This window comes from Silvimonas sp. JCM 19000 (genome assembly GCF_054652575.1).
In genome coordinates this window covers 1-18292 of sequence record NZ_BAAIHC010000030.1, presented here as the reverse complement: position 1 = coordinate 18292, position 18292 = coordinate 1, and the positions used below count along the sequence as shown (strand labels likewise).

The window sequence follows — 18292 nt, the reverse complement described above, 5'->3', positions numbered from 1 at the left end:
TTTCAGCCGGCCTCTTCGCCCCGGCCTTCTTGTAAACACCACCTGATGGTGCGACTGCATATTGCCGTTTCTTCCCCCCGCGGCCCCACCTAAGCTAAGGCCCGACTTCTGTGGGGGACATCGAAATGCGCTACCAGACCAATCTACTGCTTTGTTTAACCACGCTTGCACTAGGTGGTTGCGTCGGGCTTGCTGACGACGCCACGCGGCCGCCAACCGCGCCGCAGCAACACTGGCCCACCTTGATCGCGCATCGCGCAGGCACCGCCGATGCACCCGAGAACACACTCCCCGCCATCGCCACCGCCTTGTCGAACGGGGCAGAGGCAATCTGGCTGACGGTGCAACTGAGTCGCGACGGCGTGCCGGTGCTGTATCGCCCGGCGGACCTCAGCGCGCTGACCAACGGCCAGGGCAAAGTGGCCGAGCACACGCTGGCCGAATTGCAGCAGCTCAACGCCGGTTGGCAGTTCAAGCAAACCGCTGGCGTAACAACCTATCCGTGGCGGACCCGCAGTGTGCCGGTGCCCACCTTGCTGGATGCGCTCAATGCCATCCCGCCCGAGATCCCGGTCATTCTGGATATGAAAGCCCTGCCCGCCGCGCCGCAAGCTGCCGCAGTGGCGCAGGTGCTCGATGGCGCACGCGCGTGGCAACGGGTGACCTTGTATTCGACCGAGGCCGACTATCAACAAGCGTTTGCGCCGTATCGCCAGGCGCAGATGTATGAGAGCCGCGATGCCACGCGTTTGCGGCTGGCGCAGGTCGATCTGGCCGGGCAGTGCCTGCCCCCGGAAGCGGGGACGCGGGCGGCATTTGAAATCAGCCGCAAAGTCGATCTGGTGGAGACGTTTACCTTGGGCGAAGGCCGCAGCAGCGTCAACGCGCGCTTGTGGACGCCGGCAGCAGTGCAGTGTTTCCGCCAACGCGGCCCGGCCTGGCTGACGGCAATTGCCGTCAACAGCGCGGACGACCTGAAGGCCGCCACGTGCCTGGGCATGAATGCGGTATTGGTTGATTCGCCAGCAAAAATGCGGGCGCTACGCAGCGGGCTGAAGCTGCCTTTGGCATGCCCGTAAAGCGGTCGATACACGTCTGATTATTTCGGGGTATTGCGCGGTGTTCCGCTTTGCAGCAACACCGCGCAAACCCGCGCCAATACTGACGTTTTGCGGCATGTCCGCCCAAAAAGGTCAGTGTCGCGGCAAGGCATTTTTCTACGTTTTTTGCGACGTTTGTCTGCGCATTTCTGCCTTCAGTACCGCTCTGTATCAATCACGCTTGTGCGCTGGCTCACAGCAGTGCAATTCTCGCCCCGGTTCTGTTTTACCCCCTCAGATCAATACGCCGCCGCGACCATCCCGCGGACGGCGACACAGACACCGGACAGGCTATGACTACAAGCGCAAAGCGATTAACTGGGCTGCTGTTGACTTCGAGTTTGATATTGGCGGCCTGTGGCGGCGGCGGAAGCGGCGGCGACAACGCCGCGCAAATCAATCCCACCCCTACGCCCACCCCCAGCAGCACTCCCACCGCCACCCCCACGCCGGTGCCCGCACCGACCGCCAGTGGCGACGCCTATACCCCGCTCAGCTTTGACGAGCAGCAACCAGCCACGCAATACACCCTGGCCGACGGCACGCTGGTGACCCAAATCGGTGGCCGCACGCGCGACCGGCATGCGCGTGAGCAAAGCGATCCGCCCGGCAGTGGCGATCTTTATGGTTTGTTTGCCGCGCATTATTTTGAGCGCCGTACGCACCAGCTCACCATTTACGAAAACGTGTCACCCACCGACCCGACCGCACGCGTGCTGACCATCGTGATGCAGCCGCAGTGGTGGTTGTATGGCACCAACTTTCGCGAAGGCTATATCGGCCGCCGCGACGGCGACGATCCCGGCCCGACCGCCGTCGCCTTGTATGCCGACAATGGCGGCATGAAGCTGCTGCCGGGCGGGGTGGTAAGCAAAACCCCGATCGCCAATTACGCGGCGCTGGGGCAAGACCCAACCAGCAATAACATCAATCAGGATTTGAATGTGCCGCCCAAGCCGGGCGAATTTGTGCTGGTCAAGCAGATCGACCGCAACGCGGTCAAAGGCCGGGCGCTCAAGCCGGGTGATCTGGTGGAATTTGAGCTGGGCATCTTCTTGTCCGGCGATGACCAGATCATGGGCCGCTTTAATTACTACTCGGATGTGCTGGTGTACAAGGTGGGCACGCCGGGCGTACAGCCGTGGTATCGCGGGCCGAGCACCGCTGCCATTCCGTGGGACACGCAACTGCTACCGGCCACGGCGCTGAGCGGCGGCAGCATGACGCTGCAGGAAGACACCTCAGGCCAGCCGGAAATGAGTCTGCAGCAGGCGGGCACCAATATCGCCGGCATCAATATGCAGCCCTGGATCGAAGGCCGCCGTTTGTTCCACACCTCATTCCTGACCGGCCAACACAGCGAGACCGGCAATCCGGACTTCACCGCGCAGGCGGGCAAAGCCGGACCGATGTTCCAGCAATCGTCATGTATCGCCTGCCATACCGCCAACGGCAAAAGCTCGCCCAGCCTGAACAGTGCGCTGAGCAATATGGTGGTCATGACGGGCGCGCTGGATGCCAATGGCAAGAACATCGTGGACAGCCGCTTTGGCCCGCGCATGTCCATGGGTCTGGTGACGGAGAACGGCAAGACCTTTGATGGCCGCCAGGCGATCCTGAAAATTGATAGCTACACGCAAACCAGCGGCAGTTATCCCGATGGCACGGCATACACCTTGCAACAGCCGCATTACGCGCTGACCGACACCAGTGGCAAAGCGCTGAGTTTGCCAACGCGCTTTTCGGTGCGCGCTGCACCGCATCTGGCCGGGATGGGCCTGCTGGAGGCGGTGCCGGAAACCGAACTGGCCGCACTGGCCAGCGCCAGCCAGAGCGATGCAGATGGTGCGGTCGGTCGTTTGCAGATTGTGGCGGACGCGCTTAACCCGGCCACCAGACGGGTCGGCCGGTTTGGCTGGCGCGGTAGCTCGGCCACGGTGTTGCAGCAAACGGCCGCAGCGCTGAACGCCGATATGGGCGTCACCACTTCGGTGTTGCCAACACGCTATTGCGGCCTGGCCGATAACGGTACGGCGTGTCGGGCAGCGGATGTCAGCGCGCCGAAGCTGAGCGATAGCGATCTGGATTTGCTGGTGCGCTATACCAGTTTGCTGGCGGTGCCTGCGCAGCGTCACTTTGCCGGTGAAGCGCCGCTGGGCATCAGCGCCACCACGCTGGTGGCCCAGGCGGTGGCCAATTCGCCGCTGACGCAGCAACAGATCGACGCGGAAAATGCCACGCAAACCCGTATCGCGCGTGGGGCTGGTCTGTTTGCCGCCGCCCGTTGCACCGCGTGCCATGTGGCGACCTTGACCACGGGTGCCAACCATCGCTTTGCCGAATTACGCAATCAAACCATCCGGCCCTATTCCGATTTGCTACTGCACGATATGGGCGCAGCGCTGGCGGATAGCTATGCCGAAGGCGTGGCCAGCAATCAGGAATGGCGCACCGCGCCGTTGTGGGGTCTGGGGTTGCAAGTGTCGATCAATCCGAATGTGCGCTATCTGCACGACGGCCGCGCCCGCACGGTGGAGGAAGCGATTTTGTGGCACGGCGGCCAAGGCACGGCAGCGCGGGATCGCTTCAAGAAACTGCCCGCCGCGGACCGGGCGCAGCTGATCGAGTTTGTGAACTCGCTGTAAATGCATAGGGTGGGACTCGGCGTCCCCGTCAGACCCACCATCCAAAGCCGTATTTTGATGCTGCAATGTGCGCATCATCGGCTTTGAGTGGTGGGTCTGACGGGGACGCCGAGTCCCACCCTATGTTTGCTTAGCCTAGCTTTTGCTTGAGGATTTCGTTCACTACCGCCGGGTTGGCTTTGCCCTTGCTGGCCTTCATGCATTGGCCTACCAGCGCATTGAAGGCTTTTTCCTTACCGGCGCGGAATTCCTCAACCATGCCCGCATTGGCAGCCAACACGCCATCGATGATGGCTTCGATGGCGCCGGTGTCGGTTTCCTGCTTCAGGCCGTCGCGTTCGATGATGGCATCGGCGGCATCGCCGGTTTCCCACATCTTGCGCAGCACGTCTTTGGCCGTCTTGTTGTTGATGGTGTTGTCCTGCACCCGCTTGATCAGCGCCGCCAGCGCAACTGCCGAAACCGGGCACGCGCTGATGTCTTTTTCCTCGCGGTTCAGCGTGGCCGACACGTCACCCATAATCCAGTTGGCGCTGAGCTTGGCGTCGGCACCGGCCGCAACGGTGGCTTCATAGTAAGCGGCCAGCGCCTTGCTGGCGGTCAGCGTGCCGGCGTCATAGGCCGGAATGCTGTACTGGCTCTCGAAGCGCGCTTTCATGGCGCCCGGCAGCTCCGGCAGTTCGCTGCGCACACGCTCGATCCATTCTTCGCTGATCACCAACGGTGGCAAATCCGGATCGGGGAAATAACGGTAATCGTGCGCGTCTTCCTTGCTGCGCATCATGCGGGTCTCGCCAGTGTCCGGGTCGAACAGCACGGTGGCTTGCTGGATGGTGCCGCCGTCTTCAATGGTTTCGATCTGCCAGCGCACTTCCGATTTCACCGCTTGTTCAATAAAGCGGAAGCTGTTCAGGTTCTTGATTTCGCGCCGCGTGCCAAATTCTTTCTGGCCTTCCGGGCGCACCGACACGTTGACGTCGCAGCGGAAGCTGCCTTCCTGCATATTGCCGTCGCAAATGCCGATCCACGTTACCAGCGAATACAGCGCCTTGGCATAGGCCACGGCCTCGGCGGCGGAACGCATTTCGGGCTCGGAGACAATCTCCAGCAGCGGCGTACCCGCGCGGTTCAGGTCGATGCCGGTCATGCCGACCATGCCTTCGTGCACCGATTTGCCAGCATCTTCTTCCAGATGCGCGCGCGTCAGATTGATGGTTTTTTCCACGCCATCGACGTTGATGGTAATGGCGCCGCCTTCCACCACCGGCAGCTCAAACTGGCTGATCTGGTAGCCCTTGGGCAGATCGGGATAAAAGTAATTCTTGCGCGCAAAGACCGAACGGCGCCGCACATTGGCGCCAATGGCCAGGCCAAACTGGATGGCTTTATCCACCACCGCTTTGTTCATGACCGGCAAAGCGCCCGGCAAGGCGATATCAACCACGGCGGTTTGCGTGTTGGGGGCCGCGCCAAAGGCGGTGCTGGCGGGCGAAAAAATCTTCGACTTCGTCGTGAGCTGGGTATGTACTTCCAGCCCGATTACCACTTCCCATTTCATGGTCAGTCTCTCTTCTGTGAACGCCAGAGCGTGGCTTAGAGCCGAACGCGCTTCCGGCGATACCAATAGCGATATTGCTCGGTGAATCCGAAATCTTCGTAAAGCTGGATGGCGGGCTCGTTATCCGCCACCACCTGCAGCAAGGCCAGCACAGTGCCGCCTTCCTGGCCCCAGCGCAGCAAAGTGCTGACCACGCGCCGGGCATAGCCTTTACGCCGATGCTCCGGGTGGGTGCAGATATCAAACAGCACCAGATGGTCCATGATGGCCACCGCCATCCCCACCGCCACCACGGTGCGTCCTTCTTTCAGCACTGCAAATGCGGCGGGGCCGGGCATGCTGGCAAACATGTCTTCGATCAACGGCTTTTTGCTGTAGCTGACTTTGCTGAAGCGGCAGAACGCGTTCAGCCATTCCTCGGTCGGGCCGCCGTACAAATGCACGTCGGTGTCGTAGAAATGCAGAAAACTGGCCAGCTCCACCATCTGCACGCTGGATAAATCCAGCTTTTCGTAACCACGCAATGCCAGCACGGCGTCGAGCTCTTCGTGGGCTGAGGTCAGCTTGAAGATGCTCGGCAAATCGTGCATGGCATACGTGCGTTCGCAGATCGCCAGCTTGTGCTCCAGATGCATGATGCCGTCGTTGAGCGGCGTCACTGAATTGGCGCGCTTGGTGTAACCCTCGGCCATGCGCAACCACCAGCCATCAATCATCAGCGACTGCAGCGCAGGCCAGGCACTTTGTGCCAGGCCTTCCAGCAAGGCGATCTGCGGCTCACCGATCATGGGCTTACAATGCCGGCGCGCGGGTGTGCCAGTCGGTCACTTGCTGGTACTGGTGGGCCGCATTCAGCAAGCGCGCTTCGGCAAAGTAATTACCAATCAGCTGCATGCCGATCGGGCGGCCGTTGCCGGCAAAACCGATCGGATGGCTCAGGCCGGGCAAGCCCGCCAGGTTGACGCCCAGCGTGTAGATGTCGGCCAGGTACATGGCCATGGGGTCATCGGCTTTTTCGCCGATATTCCACGCCGCCGTCGGCGCAACCGGCGCAGCGATCACGTCGCATTGCGCCAGGCCTGCCGCAAAGTCATTAGCCAGCAACTGGCGTACGCGCTGCGCTTGCAGGTAGTAGGCGTCGTAATAGCCGTGGCTGAGCACATAGGTGCCGGTCAGAATGCGGCGTTTGACTTCCCAACCGAACCCTTCAGCACGCGTCTTTTCGTACATCTCGGTCAGGCCGTCGTATTGCGCGGCGCGATGACCGTAACGCACGCCATCAAAGCGGCTAAGGTTGCTCGACGCTTCGGCCGGTGCAATCACGTAATAAGACGGGATGGCCATACGCGTGTTGGGCAGCGAAATCTCGACGATGGTCGCACCCAGCTTTTTGTATTCTTCGATAGCGGCGTCAATTGCACGCGCCACTTCGGCATCGAGGCCTTCCGCAAAATATTCTTTGGGCAGACCAATGCGCAGGCCAGACAGCGGTTGCGCCAGATCACGCGTGTAATCTTCGGTGGCGCGTTCCACGCTGGTGGCGTCGCGCTCATCAAAGCCCGCCATCACATTGAGCAGCAGCGCGCAGTCTTCCGCGCTTTTGCCAATCGGGCCGCCCTGATCCAGCGAGCTGGCAAACGCGATCATGCCAAAGCGGCTGACCACGCCATAGGTGGGTTTGATGCCGGTGACGCCACAAAACGCCGCAGGCTGGCGAATCGAACCGCCAGTGTCGGTGGCGGTAGCCACCGGGGCCAGGCGCGCGGCAACGGCTGCGGCCGAACCGCCCGAGGAACCACCCGGCACCGCGTTCAGATCCCACGGGTTTTTAACCGCGCCAAAATAGCTGTTTTCGTTGGACGAACCCATGGCGAACTCGTCCATATTGGTTCGGCCCAGCGTGACCATACCGGCGCGGGCGATGTTCTCCACCACGTGTGCCGAGTAGGGCGACACAAAGTTTTCCAGCATCTTTGAGCCGCAGGTGGTGCGCCAGCCTTCCTGGCAAAAGATATCTTTATGCGCCAGCGGCACGCCGGTCAGCGCGCCCGCGTTGCCCGCAGCACGGGTGGCGTCGGCTGCGCGTGCTTGCGCCAGCGTCAGGTCTTCATTGAGCGTGATATATGCATTGAGCTGGCCATTGAGGGCCTTGGCACGTTGCAGGTATTCGGTGGCCAGTTCTACGGCCGAAAACTCCGCTGCCGCCAACCCGGCGGACAATTGCTTGATGCTTTTTTCGAACATGCCGGTCATTCCTTCTCATCGACGTAGCCGAGGCCACGTTCGATCAGGTCGATCAGGGTATGAATGATCTTGATATGGATTTCTTGCGTGCGATCGGCATAGCCGAAATGCGGCACGATGATCTCGACATCGGCGGCATCCTTGAGCTTGCCGCCGTCTTTGCCCATCAACAGGATCACGCGCATATTGCGTTTGCGCGCTTCTTCCACCGCGCGGATCACATTGGCCGAATTGCCACTGGTGGTAATGCCCAGCAGCACATCGCCGGGCTGACCGAACGCGGCGACGGCACGGGCAAAAATCTCGTTAAAGCCGTAATCGTTGGCCACACACGTAATGTGCGAGGGGTCAGATACCGCCATCGCCGGCAGGGCCGGACGATCGCCGCGATACCGGCCGGACAGTTCCTCGGCAAAGTGCATGGCGTCGCAATGCGAGCCGCCGTTGCCGCAAGACAATGCCTTGTGGCCGGAACGGAAGGCATCCACCAGCAAATCGGCAGCGGCGTCGATGGAACTTAACAGCGCATGATCGGCCAGTACTTTGGCCAGCACCTGGGCTGCTTCTTCAAAATGCGCTTGTACGCGTTGCACGCTCATTCGATCACCTTGGGCACCAGATAAAGACCGTCCTGTACAGCCGGGGCCACGGCCTGAAAAGCGTCGCGACGGTCGGGTGCAGTGGCCGCGTCTTCACGCAGGCGCAACTGGCTGGCGCTGACGTGCGCCATGGGCTCGATACCTTTGGTATCAATGGATTGCATCTCTTCGATGAGGCCGAACAGCCCGTTCAACTGGGCCTGGCTGGCCGCCACTTCCTCATCGGTGACGGCAATGCGCGCGAGGCGCGCGATGCGCTTCACATCATCAAGCGAAAGGGACATGGTTTTGCCTTCATTAACATCAACGGGATAGGGTATCATACCGCCCTTGATTCGCCGAAGCCCCGGCGGCATCCGCAACAGATGCCGACGACAGCCACGGCGGGCCCGGCGGGCCTTGTACGCCATGCCAGTCCCACTGGGTATCTGCGGTGTTTCTACAGGACCAGATTGCGGATTTGCATCATTCATTTCGAGGCACAGGCCCGCTGCCTGTGCCGTTTTGTCAGAACCCGAATCCGACTGTGAGTAAACGATGTTTGGTCTTCTCTCCGGCTATTTTGCCAACGACATTGCCATCGATCTTGGCACTGCCAACACCCTGATCTACATGCAAGGCAAAGGTATTGTGCTGGATGAACCTTCGGTGGTTGCCATTCAACAAGAAGGCGGACCGTCCGGCAAAAAGACCATCCTGGCCGTAGGTGCCGAAGCCAAGAAAATGCTGGGCCGCACGCCGGGCAGCATTACCGCCATCCGCCCGATGAAAGACGGCGTGATTGCCGATTTCACCATCACCGAACAGATGCTCAAGCAGTTCATCAAAAAGGTGAACCCCAGCCGTTTGTTCAGCAGCCCGCCGCGCATCGTGATTTGCGTGCCGTGTGGCTCTACCCAGGTAGAACGCCGCGCCATCAAGGAATCCGCCCTCGGCGCCGGTGCGCGCAAGGTCGAGCTGATCGAAGAACCAATGGCCGCGGCCATTGGTGCGGACTTGCCGGTAGAAGAAGCCACTGGCTCGATGGTGGTGGATATCGGTGGCGGCACCACCGAAGTGGGCGTGATTTCGCTGGGCGGCATTGTGTATGCCAGCAGCGTGCGCGTGGGCGGCGACAAGTTTGACGAATCCATCATCAACTACATCCGGCGTAACTACGGCATGTTGATTGGTGAAACCACCGCTGAAGAAATCAAGAAGCGCATCGGCTCGGCGTTTCCGGGCGCTGAAGTGCGCGAGATGGAAGTCAAAGGCCGCAACCTGGCCGAAGGCATTCCGCGTTCGTTCACCATTTCTTCCAACGAAATCCTGGAAGCACTGACCGAACCGCTGAACCAGATCGTGTCCGCGGTTAAACAAGCACTGGAACAAACGCCGCCGGAACTGGGCGCCGACATTGCCGAAAAAGGCATGGTCCTGACCGGTGGCGGCGCGCTGCTGCGCGATCTGGACCGTCTGCTGATGGAAGAAACCGGCCTGCCCGTCATCGTGGCCGAAGACCCGTTGACCTGCGTGGTACGCGGTTCGGGCAAGGCGCTCGAAAAGCTGGACAAGGGCGGCGTGGCGATTTTCACCAACGACTGATCTCCGGCGCCATCCGCCATGGTGCGCGTGCTTTGCACCGTCTTGCAGCCTGTAACCGGCCGCCCGCTGTGGCGGCCGTCTAGCTGTCAGTTTGCGGCACGTCCTATAGCGCGGATCGGTTAACAGTGGCGTCCACAGCCCCAGGTGAACCATGCAAGCGACGCAACCCGCCTTTTTCAGGCAAGGCCCCAAGCCGCTGACGCGGCTTTTGATATTTTCAGTGATCTCGCTGGCGATGATCGTGGGCGACGCACATTTCAAGATGCTCGACCGGGTGCGCGAGAAAGTCTCGGTGGTGCTGTACCCGCTGCAATGGCTGGCCACCGAACCGTTCGAGATTGCCCGTACCACCACCCAGTTCTTTAGCCGCCAAGCCGATCTGCTGGCCGAAAACCGACGTCTGAACGATGCGCAACTGGTGGCCCAGGCGCAAGCGATGAAGATGAAGGCGCTAGAAGCCGAAAACCTGCGTCTGCGTCAGCTCGACGCACGCCAGGCTTCGTTTGGCTCGCCTTCGCAACTGGTTGAAATCCTCTACAACGGGCGTGATCCGTTTACCGCGCGTTTGATCGTTGATCGGGGCGAACGCGCCGGCATCGCGCCGGGCCAGGCCGTTATCGACACCGTGGGCGTAGTGGGCCAGATCATCCGCATCCAGCCGCTGACGTCCGAAGTCCGCATGATTACCGACCGCGACCAGATGGTGCCGGTGATGGTAGAGCGCAATCAGTTGCGCACCGTCATTTATGGCATGGGCCGCAACCAGCCGCTGGAAGTGCGCAATATGGCGCCCAATGTCGATATCAAAGAAGGCGATCGTCTGGTCACCTCCGGCATAGACGGCATTTACCCGGCGGGTCTGGCGGTGGCGCGCGTGCTACGCATCGATCGTTCCGCCAGCAGCGCCTTTGCCCGCATTATTTGTGCGCCGCTTGCTGATGTGGATCAGCACCGCTTTCTGCTGGTGTTAAACACCGCACGCGAGCTGCCGCCCTACCCTGTTACCCCGACGCCCATCCCCGACAAGAAGAAACGAGGCCGTTAATGCCGGTATCCAGCCAGCTACTGCGTCCCGTTGGGGGCGCGTTTATCACATTTACTTTTATTGTCGCGCTGGTGATCAACCTGCTGCCGTGGCAAGCCGAAGTCGCCAACTTCACGCCTGACTTTGTTGCGCTGTTTATCGTGTACTGGACGCTCAACCAGCCGCGACGGGTGGGCGTAGGTGTGGCCTTCATGCTGGGCGTGCTGATGGATGTGGGCGACGGCAACGTGCTGGGCCAACATGCCTTTGCCTATGCCGTGATCGCCTATCTGACGCTGTCGCGGCAACGCCTGCTCAATGTGTTTCCGTTCTGGCAACAGGCCCTGGTGGCACTGGGCATGCTGTGGCTGTCGCAGGCGCTGATGGTCATCATCCGTCTGCTGCTGGGCGCCTCTTTTGTCGGCTGGGGCTATTTTGCTGGCAGCGTATTGGCCGCCATCATCTGGACGCCGCTTTCCAATTTGTTGCTGATGTACCAGCGCAAGCCGAAATCTGAAGCGCTATGAGTCGTAACGAGCTTAAAAATCAACAATCTGAGCGCTATGCGTTCCAGATCCGTATCGCCGCAGCCGCCTTGCTGGTGCTGGTGTTGTTTGGCTTGCTGGCCGCGCGCTTTAGCTGGCTGCAGGTGATGCAGCACGACAAATACCAGACCATGGCCGAGCAGAACCGCATCTCGCTGGTTCCGATCGCGCCACCGCGCGGCATTATCTATGACCGTAACGGCGTGGTGCTGGCGCATAACTTTTCGGCTTATACGCTGGAAATCACGCCGTCGCGCGTGGGCGTGCTGGAAGACTGTATTGATCGGCTCAACAAGATTATCGAGATCACGCCCAAGGATCGCCGTCGCTTTAAAAAGCTGATGGAAGATACCAAGGACTTTGAATCGCTGCCGATCAAAACCCGGCTGACCGATGAAGAAGTCGCCCGATTTGCCGCCAACAGTTATCAATTTCCTGGCGTCGAAGTCAAAGCACGTTTATTCCGCCAATATCCACTGGGCGAAGTCGCGTCCCATCTGATTGGTTATATCGGCCGCATCAACGAAAAAGATCTGGATGATCTGGACGATAAAGGCGAGCTGGCCAATTACCGTGGCACCGACCATATCGGTAAGGTCGGTATTGAAGAAAGTTACGAACAATATCTGCACGGCACCACCGGGTTTGAAGAAGTCGAAATCGATGCCGGTGGTCGCGCCATTCGTACTTTGCGCCGCACGCCGCCGCAGCCGGGTAAAAACCTGATTCTGTCGGTCGATATCAAGCTGCAGCAAATTGCGGAAAACGCATTTGGTGATCGCAAAGGCGCTTTGGTGGCCATAGACCCCAAGAATGGCGGGGTATTGGCGTTTGTGTCCAAACCCGGTTTTGATCCGAATCTGTTTGTCGATGGCATTGATCCGCAAAGCTGGAATGATCTGAATACCAGCCCGGATAAACCGCTGAATAACCGGGCCTTGCGCGGCACGTATCCGCCGGGTTCCACCTTCAAGCCGTTTATGGCCCTGGGCGCGCTGGAAGGTAATTTCCGCTCGCCCAATCAGGTGATTGCCGATACCGGGGTGTTCAATTTTGGCGGCCATACCTTCCACGACGACAAGGTGGGCGGCCACGGCATGGTGGATATGTATCGTTCCATCGTGGTGTCTTGCGACGTGTATTACTACTCGCTGGCCAATGTGATGGGTATCGATGCAATCTCGCGCTTTATGGGCAGCATGGATTTCGGCAAGCCCACCGGCGTGGATATCAATGGCGAGCAGCCCGGCGTACTGCCGTCGCAAGAATGGAAGAAAAAACGCTTCCGCAATCCGGCGCAGCAAAAATGGTTTGCTGGCGAAACCATCTCCATCGGCATTGGCCAGGGCTACAACGCCTATACCCCGCTGCAAATGGCGCATGCTACCGCCACGCTGGCCAATGACGGCAGAGAATATCGTCCGCATATGGTGGCCTATTTGGTCGACGGTAAAACCGGCGCCCGCACGGTGGTGGAACCCACACCCGAAAAGATCATGAACTGGAAGCAATCCAATGTGGACGTGGTCAAGCGGGCAATGGCGGGGGTAATCCGCGAGGGCACCGGCGCCAAAGCCTTTGCTGGCGCCACGTACACCGCGGCGGGCAAAACCGGTACCGCCCAGGTTTATAGCCTGAAAGGCGCCAAATACAGCGAAAGCGGCACCAAAGCGCATTTGCGCGACCACGCCTGGTTTATTGCCTATGCCCCGGCGGAAGACCCGAAAATTGCGCTGGCCGTATTGGTTGAAAACGGCGGTTGGGGTGCGGCGGCAGCGGCGCCGATTGCGCGGCAGGTGCTGGATTATTATCTGACCGGCAAAGAACCCGCCCAACCGGCTTCTGAGGTGGAGAGCAGCGACAGTGATTAAAGTGCTCTGGGATCGCTTTGTGCGGCCAATTGATCCGTGGCTGCTGCTGTTTTTGTTCTTGCTGTTTATTTTGTCGTCGATTGTGCTGTTTTCCGCATCCAACCAGGATATGGGCAAGCTCAACGATAAATTCACCTTTATGGGCGTGGCTTTGTGCGTGCTGTGGGTGATGGCGAATATGCCGCAGCAAGTCTTGATGCGGCTGGCCCTGCCGGTTTATGTGGTCGGCGTGGTGCTGTTGATTTGCGTGGCGTTATTTGGCTCGGTCAGCCATGGCGCACGGCGTTGGCTCAATATCGGCGTCACCATTCAGCCGTCTGAATTAATGAAGCTGGGCTTGCCGATGATGCTGGCCTGGTATTTTCATCATTACGAAGCCACGCTCAACTGGAAGCACTTTCTGGTGGCGATGATCTTGCTGGTTATTCCGATGGGGCTGATTCTTAAACAGCCTGATCTGGGTACGGCCTTGCTGATTGCCTCATCTGGTTTTTATGTGATGTTTTTTGCCGGGCTCTCCTGGTATCTGATAGGCGCTTTGGTCGTGGCGGGCGGCGGCCTGGCGTATGTGGTAACGCACTGGAACTTGTGTATTCATATCCTGCGCGAATACCAATGCCAACGCGTCGCCACCATGCTTGATCCGATGCAGGATCCGCTCGGCGCTGGCTATCACATTATTCAGGGCACCATTGCCATCGGCTCCGGCGGGCCATTTGGCAAAGGCTGGCTGAACGGCACCCAGACTCACCTCGACTTTATTCCGGAACGCACCACCGACTTTATCTTTGCCGTATTCGGCGAGGAATTCGGCCTGGCCGGCAATATCGTGTTGTTGTTGCTGTATTTGATGTTGATTGGCCGTGGACTGCATATCGCCAATAACGGCTCGACCTTGTTTGGCCGCTTGCTGGCTGGCGCGTTGACGCTGACTTTCTTTACCTATGCCTTCGTCAATATGGGCATGGTGTCCGGCATTCTGCCGGTGGTGGGCGTGCCGTTGCCGCTGGTGTCTTATGGCGGCACCTCGATGGTGTCGTTGATGGCGGCGTTCGGCATTCTGATGAGCGTGCAGAAAGATCGCAAACTGATGAAGAACTGAAAAAGAGGGCGAGTGGGCGTGGCGAAGACATGGACTGAGATCATCACCTGGCGCCGCTGCGCCAGCGTTGCATTGACCACGCTGCTGGTCGCCTGCGGTAGCGCGCCGCGCCAGCCCGTCCCTGCCACCCCCGCCTCACCCGCCACCGGCGCCCCGCCCACGCAAGGGCTGAATCAGCCACCCACGACGCTGGCCAATAGCCCGTCGCCGTATCACTGCGCTTATACCGCAGGCGCCAAAGGCACCGGCAACTTCTACCTGGATGATGGTCCGCAAGACAACTTGCCGGAATGGTTGGACTTTGTGCCCGAGCCGACGCCCAAGGCCGAGCCGCTGCATCGCTTTGCCAATAATCCCTACACCGTACTCGGGCAGAATTTCACTCCGCTGCGCAGCGCGGGCAAGCTGAACCAACAAGGCATGGCGTCATGGTATGGCCGCAAGTTCAACGGCCAGAAAACCTCGACCGGCGAAATTTACGACATGTACACCATGACCGCCGCCTCACCCATCCTGCCGCTGCCCAGCTACGCCCGTGTCACCAACGTCAAAAACGGCCGCAGTGTGATTGTGCGTGTGAATGATCGCGGCCCGTTCAAGCGTGGCCGGGTGATGGATTTGTCGTTTCTGGCCGCCTGCCGCCTTGGTTACGCCATGAATGGCAGCGCCGAAGTCGTGGTGGAAAGCCTGGCCCCGGGCGAAATTCCGCCGCCGGTGGATGTCGCCCAGGCCGCCGCTCACCCCTTGCCGCCTGATGCCCCGGTCGCCACTTTGCCCGTCAGTAGCAGCGGCGTTATCGCCGCTGTGCCCGGCGCCACCGCTGCCCCCGCGGCCGACAGCAAACCCGAACGCGTGCCGGTTTCGGTGGCCAGCAGCGGCAGCGTTTATCTGCAACTGGGCGCATTTGGCTCGCTCACTAACGCCGAAAACTTCCGCGACCATATGGCGCGCGATCTGAACGGCGATGGCGCAGCGGTGACCATCCAGTCCAGCGGCAATCTGCATCGGGTCAAACTGGGGCCGTTTGCCGATCGCAAAGCGGCGCTGGCTGCGGCAGAGCGCATCAGCGGCAGCCACAATATGCAAGTGGTGGTCGCGCAATAAGCCGGGACGGCGCCGGTCGACGGTTGGCGCGCTGATACATTAAAAGCCCGATGCATTTGCACACGTGTTCACTGCATAATCCTGCAACTCAACTGCTATGGATGACCGCGCACCATGAACCCGCAATTTGTCGTATTTGGCGAAGCCCTGACTGACTTTATTGCCGAAGGCGACGGCTTGTGGCGCGCGGTGCCCGGCGGCTCGTGCTGGAGCGTGGCGCGCGTGGCCTCCAGGCTGGGCCTGCCCACCGGCTACGCCGGGGCGGTCAGTACCGACAATTTCGGCAACGACCTGGCCCGGCTGGCACTGGAAGCCGGATTGGACGAACGCTTTCTGCAGCGCGTGGATAAAGCACCCTTCCTGGCCATGGTGCCGTCGAAAAATCCGCCGCAGTATTTCTTTATTGGTGACGACAGCGCCGACCTGCATTTTGATCACACCCAACTGCCCGCAGGCTGGATGGACGATGTGCAGATCGCCCACTTCGGGTGTATCAGCCTGGTGCGCGAGCCGCTGGCCAGCCGCCTGGTCGCGCTGGCCGGGCAGATCAAGGCTGCGGGCAAACGCATCTGTTTTGACCCCAACTACCGCAAGATCATGGCCGACCCGGCCTATGCCGCCACGCTGCAACGCATGAGCGAGCTGGCTGATTTCATCAAGGTATCGGACGAAGACCTCACCCATCTCTTCCCCGGCCAGACGCTGGAACAAGGCATTGCCATCCTGCGCGGCTGGGCGCCCAGCGCCGATATTCTGCTGACGCAGGGCGGTGCCGGTATGACCTTGATGACGCCGACTGAAACGCTGCATCGGCCGGTGTTCAAGGTAGAAGTGGCCGATACCGTGGGCGCGGGCGACGCCAGCATGGGCGGCTGGATGTGTTCGGTGCTGACCCAGCCCGCAGCCGGTCTGCAAGCGCATCTGGACTTTGCCTGCGCCGCCGCAGCAACGGTGTGCCGCCAGCATGGTGCCTACGCCCCCACCACCGCCGAAGTGCGCGCCCTGATGGCAGGCGCGGCTTAAGCGCGTTTTTCCACCCAGTCTGCAATGGCGGCGGCCAGTTGCCGCCGATGGGCAATCCGGGCAAAGACGTGGTCAGCCCCCGCAAAGCCGCGATAACGTCCGCCCGGAATCTGCGCCGCCACAGCCTCGCCGATTCGCGCGGGCACCACCACGTCGTCCATCCCATGCAGCACCAGCGTGGGCAAGCGCAATTGACTGGCCGCAGCGCCCAGATCAAAGGTTTCGGCTTCTTTCAATAATGCGTCGCTGATGGTCAGCCCCAGATAGTCGTAGCCCCCCGCCACGGGCGGCTGCAACGCCAGCGCTTTGAGCACGCTATCGATATTGCCGGCAGGCGCCAACAGCATCAGCGAGGCCAGTTCCGGCCGCATCGGCGCCACCAGCGTCGCCGCCAACGCGCCCATGCTGAAACCCAACACGTGCCACTGCAGCTCCGGGTAATTCGCCTGAACCTGATCAAGCATGGCTGCGGTTTGTGCCGCCTGGTCGGCCATCGAGAGCTCGGCAAAGTCACCGTCACTTTCGCCACACCCGGCAAAATCAAAGCGGAATACCGCAATGCCACGCGCCGTCAGCAAGCGCGCCAGATGCACAAACAAATAAGTGAATTCGGTACGCGAGCCAGTAAAGCCATGCAGCAGCAACAGCCCGGCGCGCGCCGGGCCGACGGGCAAGTCGGCGCTGCCGATAAGATGGCGACCGCGATGCTGCACAGTCAGTTGAACGGGCATGGGTTTTTCCTCTGCGTAGACGCACAAGCGTTCACGATAACCCGATCGCGATACGCAAGGTTTTGCCACGATTGCGCAACCTGAGGGGCTTGACGAGCCTGCTACACTATCGGGCATTCACGGTTTCAGAAGGTTGGCCCCCATGTACGACGTTGCCCGCACCCATTTCACCACTCTGCGCGACTGCTTGCGCTTTGCCGTCACCCGCTTTGACGACGCCAAACTGTTTTACGGCCACGGCACCGACAACGCCTATGACGAGGCGGTGTATCTGATGCTGGCCACGCTGGGCCTGCCACGCGACCGGCTGGAGCCGTTTCTGGATGCGACCTTGCTGCCTGCCGAAATCGACAAGGTGCTGACGGTGATCCAGCGCCGCGCCGAAGAACGGATTCCGGCGGCGTATCTGACCAAAGAAGCCTTCCTGGGCGAATACCGGTTTTATGTGGATGAGCGCACCATCGTGCCGCGTTCGTTTATCGCCGAACTGCTGCGCGAAGACGCGTTGGAACCGTGGATCGAGCATCCGGAACTGGTGCATCGGGCGCTGGATTTGTGTACCGGTAGCGGCTGCCTGGCGATTTTGATGGCGGATTATTTTCCTGATGCCGAGATTGATGCGGTTGATTTGTCGTCCGATGCGCTGGATGTGGCTGAAATCAACGTGCTGGAATACGACCTCGGCGGGCGTATCCATCTGATCGATTCCGATCTGTTTACCGAACTGGCGGGCGAAACTTATGACTTGATCATCTCGAACCCGCCGTATGTGGATGCGCACTCGATGGAAGAGCTGCCGCATGAATATACGCATGAGCCCGAGATGGCGCTGGGGAGCGGCGAAGATGGTCTGGATATCACGCGGCGCATTATCGAAGCCGGCACGACCATGCTGACCTCGCATGGCGTGATGGTGGTGGAGATTGGCCACAATCGCGATGTGCTGGAAGAGGCCTATCCGGAGCTGCCCTTTGTGTGGCTGGATACCAGCAGCGGCGATGGGTTTGTGTTTTTGCTGACGCGGCAGATGTTGGTGGATGCGGGGTATTGAGGGAGACGGCTTGCGGGGCTGGTGCGGATTGAGGGATTGCTGGACGTGAACGCATTTGCTTGCGGCGCATTTTTGATGTTCGCTTGCGCTGAACAAACCCTTAACTGCTGA

Annotated in this window: 16 protein-coding genes; 10 read left to right on the top strand and 6 right to left on the bottom strand. The window is 60.2% G+C overall.

Annotated features, from left to right (window positions below; genetic code table 11):
- The first annotated feature begins 125 nt into the window (after positions 1-125).
- Positions 126-1079, top strand: coding sequence for a glycerophosphodiester phosphodiesterase family protein (locus ACYQ1A_RS19230; RefSeq protein WP_499364712.1), 954 nt, complete (start codon positions 126-128; stop codon positions 1077-1079).
- A 314-nt stretch (positions 1080-1393) separates the two neighbouring features.
- Complete coding sequence (locus tag ACYQ1A_RS19225; protein WP_499364708.1) at positions 1394-3745, top strand: di-heme oxidoredictase family protein; 2352 nt, start codon at positions 1394-1396, stop codon at positions 3743-3745.
- Positions 3746-3875: 130 nt separating this feature from the next.
- Here ACYQ1A_RS19225 and gatB read toward each other — a convergent pair whose 3' ends face one another.
- From gatB to gatC, 5 genes are read right to left on the bottom strand one after another with little or no spacing between them, the layout of a single operon-like run.
- Positions 3876-5303, bottom strand: coding sequence for an Asp-tRNA(Asn)/Glu-tRNA(Gln) amidotransferase subunit GatB (gatB, locus tag ACYQ1A_RS19220; protein ID WP_499364705.1), 1428 nt, complete (start codon positions 5301-5303; stop codon positions 3876-3878).
- A gap of 35 nt (positions 5304-5338) precedes the next feature.
- Positions 5339-6091 (bottom strand): GNAT family N-acetyltransferase, encoded by a 753-nt coding sequence (locus ACYQ1A_RS19215; RefSeq protein WP_499364703.1) that lies wholly within the window; start codon positions 6089-6091, stop codon positions 5339-5341.
- A 4-nt stretch (positions 6092-6095) separates the two neighbouring features.
- The gene (gatA, locus tag ACYQ1A_RS19210) at positions 6096-7547 is read right to left on the bottom strand and encodes an Asp-tRNA(Asn)/Glu-tRNA(Gln) amidotransferase subunit GatA (RefSeq protein ID WP_499364700.1); all 1452 of its coding nucleotides are present in this window, start codon (positions 7545-7547) and stop codon (positions 6096-6098) included.
- Positions 7548-7552: 5 nt separating this feature from the next.
- Complete coding sequence (gene lpcA, locus ACYQ1A_RS19205; protein ID WP_062223540.1) at positions 7553-8146, bottom strand: D-sedoheptulose 7-phosphate isomerase; 594 nt, start codon at positions 8144-8146, stop codon at positions 7553-7555.
- Complete coding sequence (gene gatC / locus ACYQ1A_RS19200) at positions 8143-8430, bottom strand: Asp-tRNA(Asn)/Glu-tRNA(Gln) amidotransferase subunit GatC (protein WP_053937694.1); 288 nt, start codon at positions 8428-8430, stop codon at positions 8143-8145. Before gatC ends, lpcA begins: the two co-directional genes overlap by 4 nt.
- Positions 8431-8683: 253 nt before the next feature.
- Here gatC and ACYQ1A_RS19195 point away from each other — a divergent pair, with 253 nt between their 5' ends.
- From ACYQ1A_RS19195 to ACYQ1A_RS19165, 7 genes are all read left to right on the top strand, one after another.
- Entirely contained in the window at positions 8684-9730 is a 1047-nt protein-coding gene (locus ACYQ1A_RS19195; RefSeq protein WP_053937630.1) for a rod shape-determining protein, read from the top strand.
- Between the two features lie 151 nt (positions 9731-9881).
- On the top strand, positions 9882-10775 hold the full coding sequence (mreC, locus tag ACYQ1A_RS19190) for a rod shape-determining protein MreC (protein WP_499364691.1): 894 nt from the start codon (positions 9882-9884) through the stop codon (positions 10773-10775).
- Positions 10775-11281 carry a rod shape-determining protein MreD gene (gene mreD / locus ACYQ1A_RS19185; protein WP_499364689.1) on the top strand — a complete coding sequence of 169 codons (507 nt, stop codon included), beginning with the start codon at positions 10775-10777 and terminating at the stop codon, positions 11279-11281. Before mreC ends, mreD begins: the two co-directional genes overlap by 1 nt.
- Entirely contained in the window at positions 11278-13170 is a 1893-nt protein-coding gene (gene mrdA, locus ACYQ1A_RS19180; protein ID WP_499364687.1) for a penicillin-binding protein 2, read from the top strand. Before mreD ends, mrdA begins: the two co-directional genes overlap by 4 nt.
- Positions 13163-14272, top strand: coding sequence for a rod shape-determining protein RodA (gene rodA / locus ACYQ1A_RS19175; RefSeq protein WP_499364684.1), 1110 nt, complete (start codon positions 13163-13165; stop codon positions 14270-14272). The genes mrdA and rodA overlap by 8 nt, the downstream gene beginning before the upstream one ends.
- A gap of 18 nt (positions 14273-14290) precedes the next feature.
- Positions 14291-15376, top strand: coding sequence for a septal ring lytic transglycosylase RlpA family protein (locus tag ACYQ1A_RS19170; RefSeq protein WP_499364681.1), 1086 nt, complete (start codon positions 14291-14293; stop codon positions 15374-15376).
- Between the two features lie 114 nt (positions 15377-15490).
- A complete protein-coding gene (locus ACYQ1A_RS19165; RefSeq protein WP_499364679.1) occupies positions 15491-16399 on the top strand; it encodes a carbohydrate kinase family protein in 909 nt (302 codons plus the stop codon).
- Here the strand turns inward: ACYQ1A_RS19165 and ACYQ1A_RS19160 are convergent.
- Positions 16396-17130 carry an alpha/beta hydrolase gene (locus ACYQ1A_RS19160; protein WP_499364677.1) on the bottom strand — a complete coding sequence of 245 codons (735 nt, stop codon included), beginning with the start codon at positions 17128-17130 and terminating at the stop codon, positions 16396-16398. The two genes, ACYQ1A_RS19165 and ACYQ1A_RS19160, sit on opposite strands and share 4 nt — an antisense overlap.
- Before the next feature lie 142 nt (positions 17131-17272).
- Here ACYQ1A_RS19160 and prmB point away from each other — a divergent pair, with 142 nt between their 5' ends.
- The gene (gene prmB / locus ACYQ1A_RS19155) at positions 17273-18181 is read left to right on the top strand and encodes a 50S ribosomal protein L3 N(5)-glutamine methyltransferase (protein WP_499364675.1); all 909 of its coding nucleotides are present in this window, start codon (positions 17273-17275) and stop codon (positions 18179-18181) included.
- Positions 18182-18292: the final 111 nt, after the last annotated feature.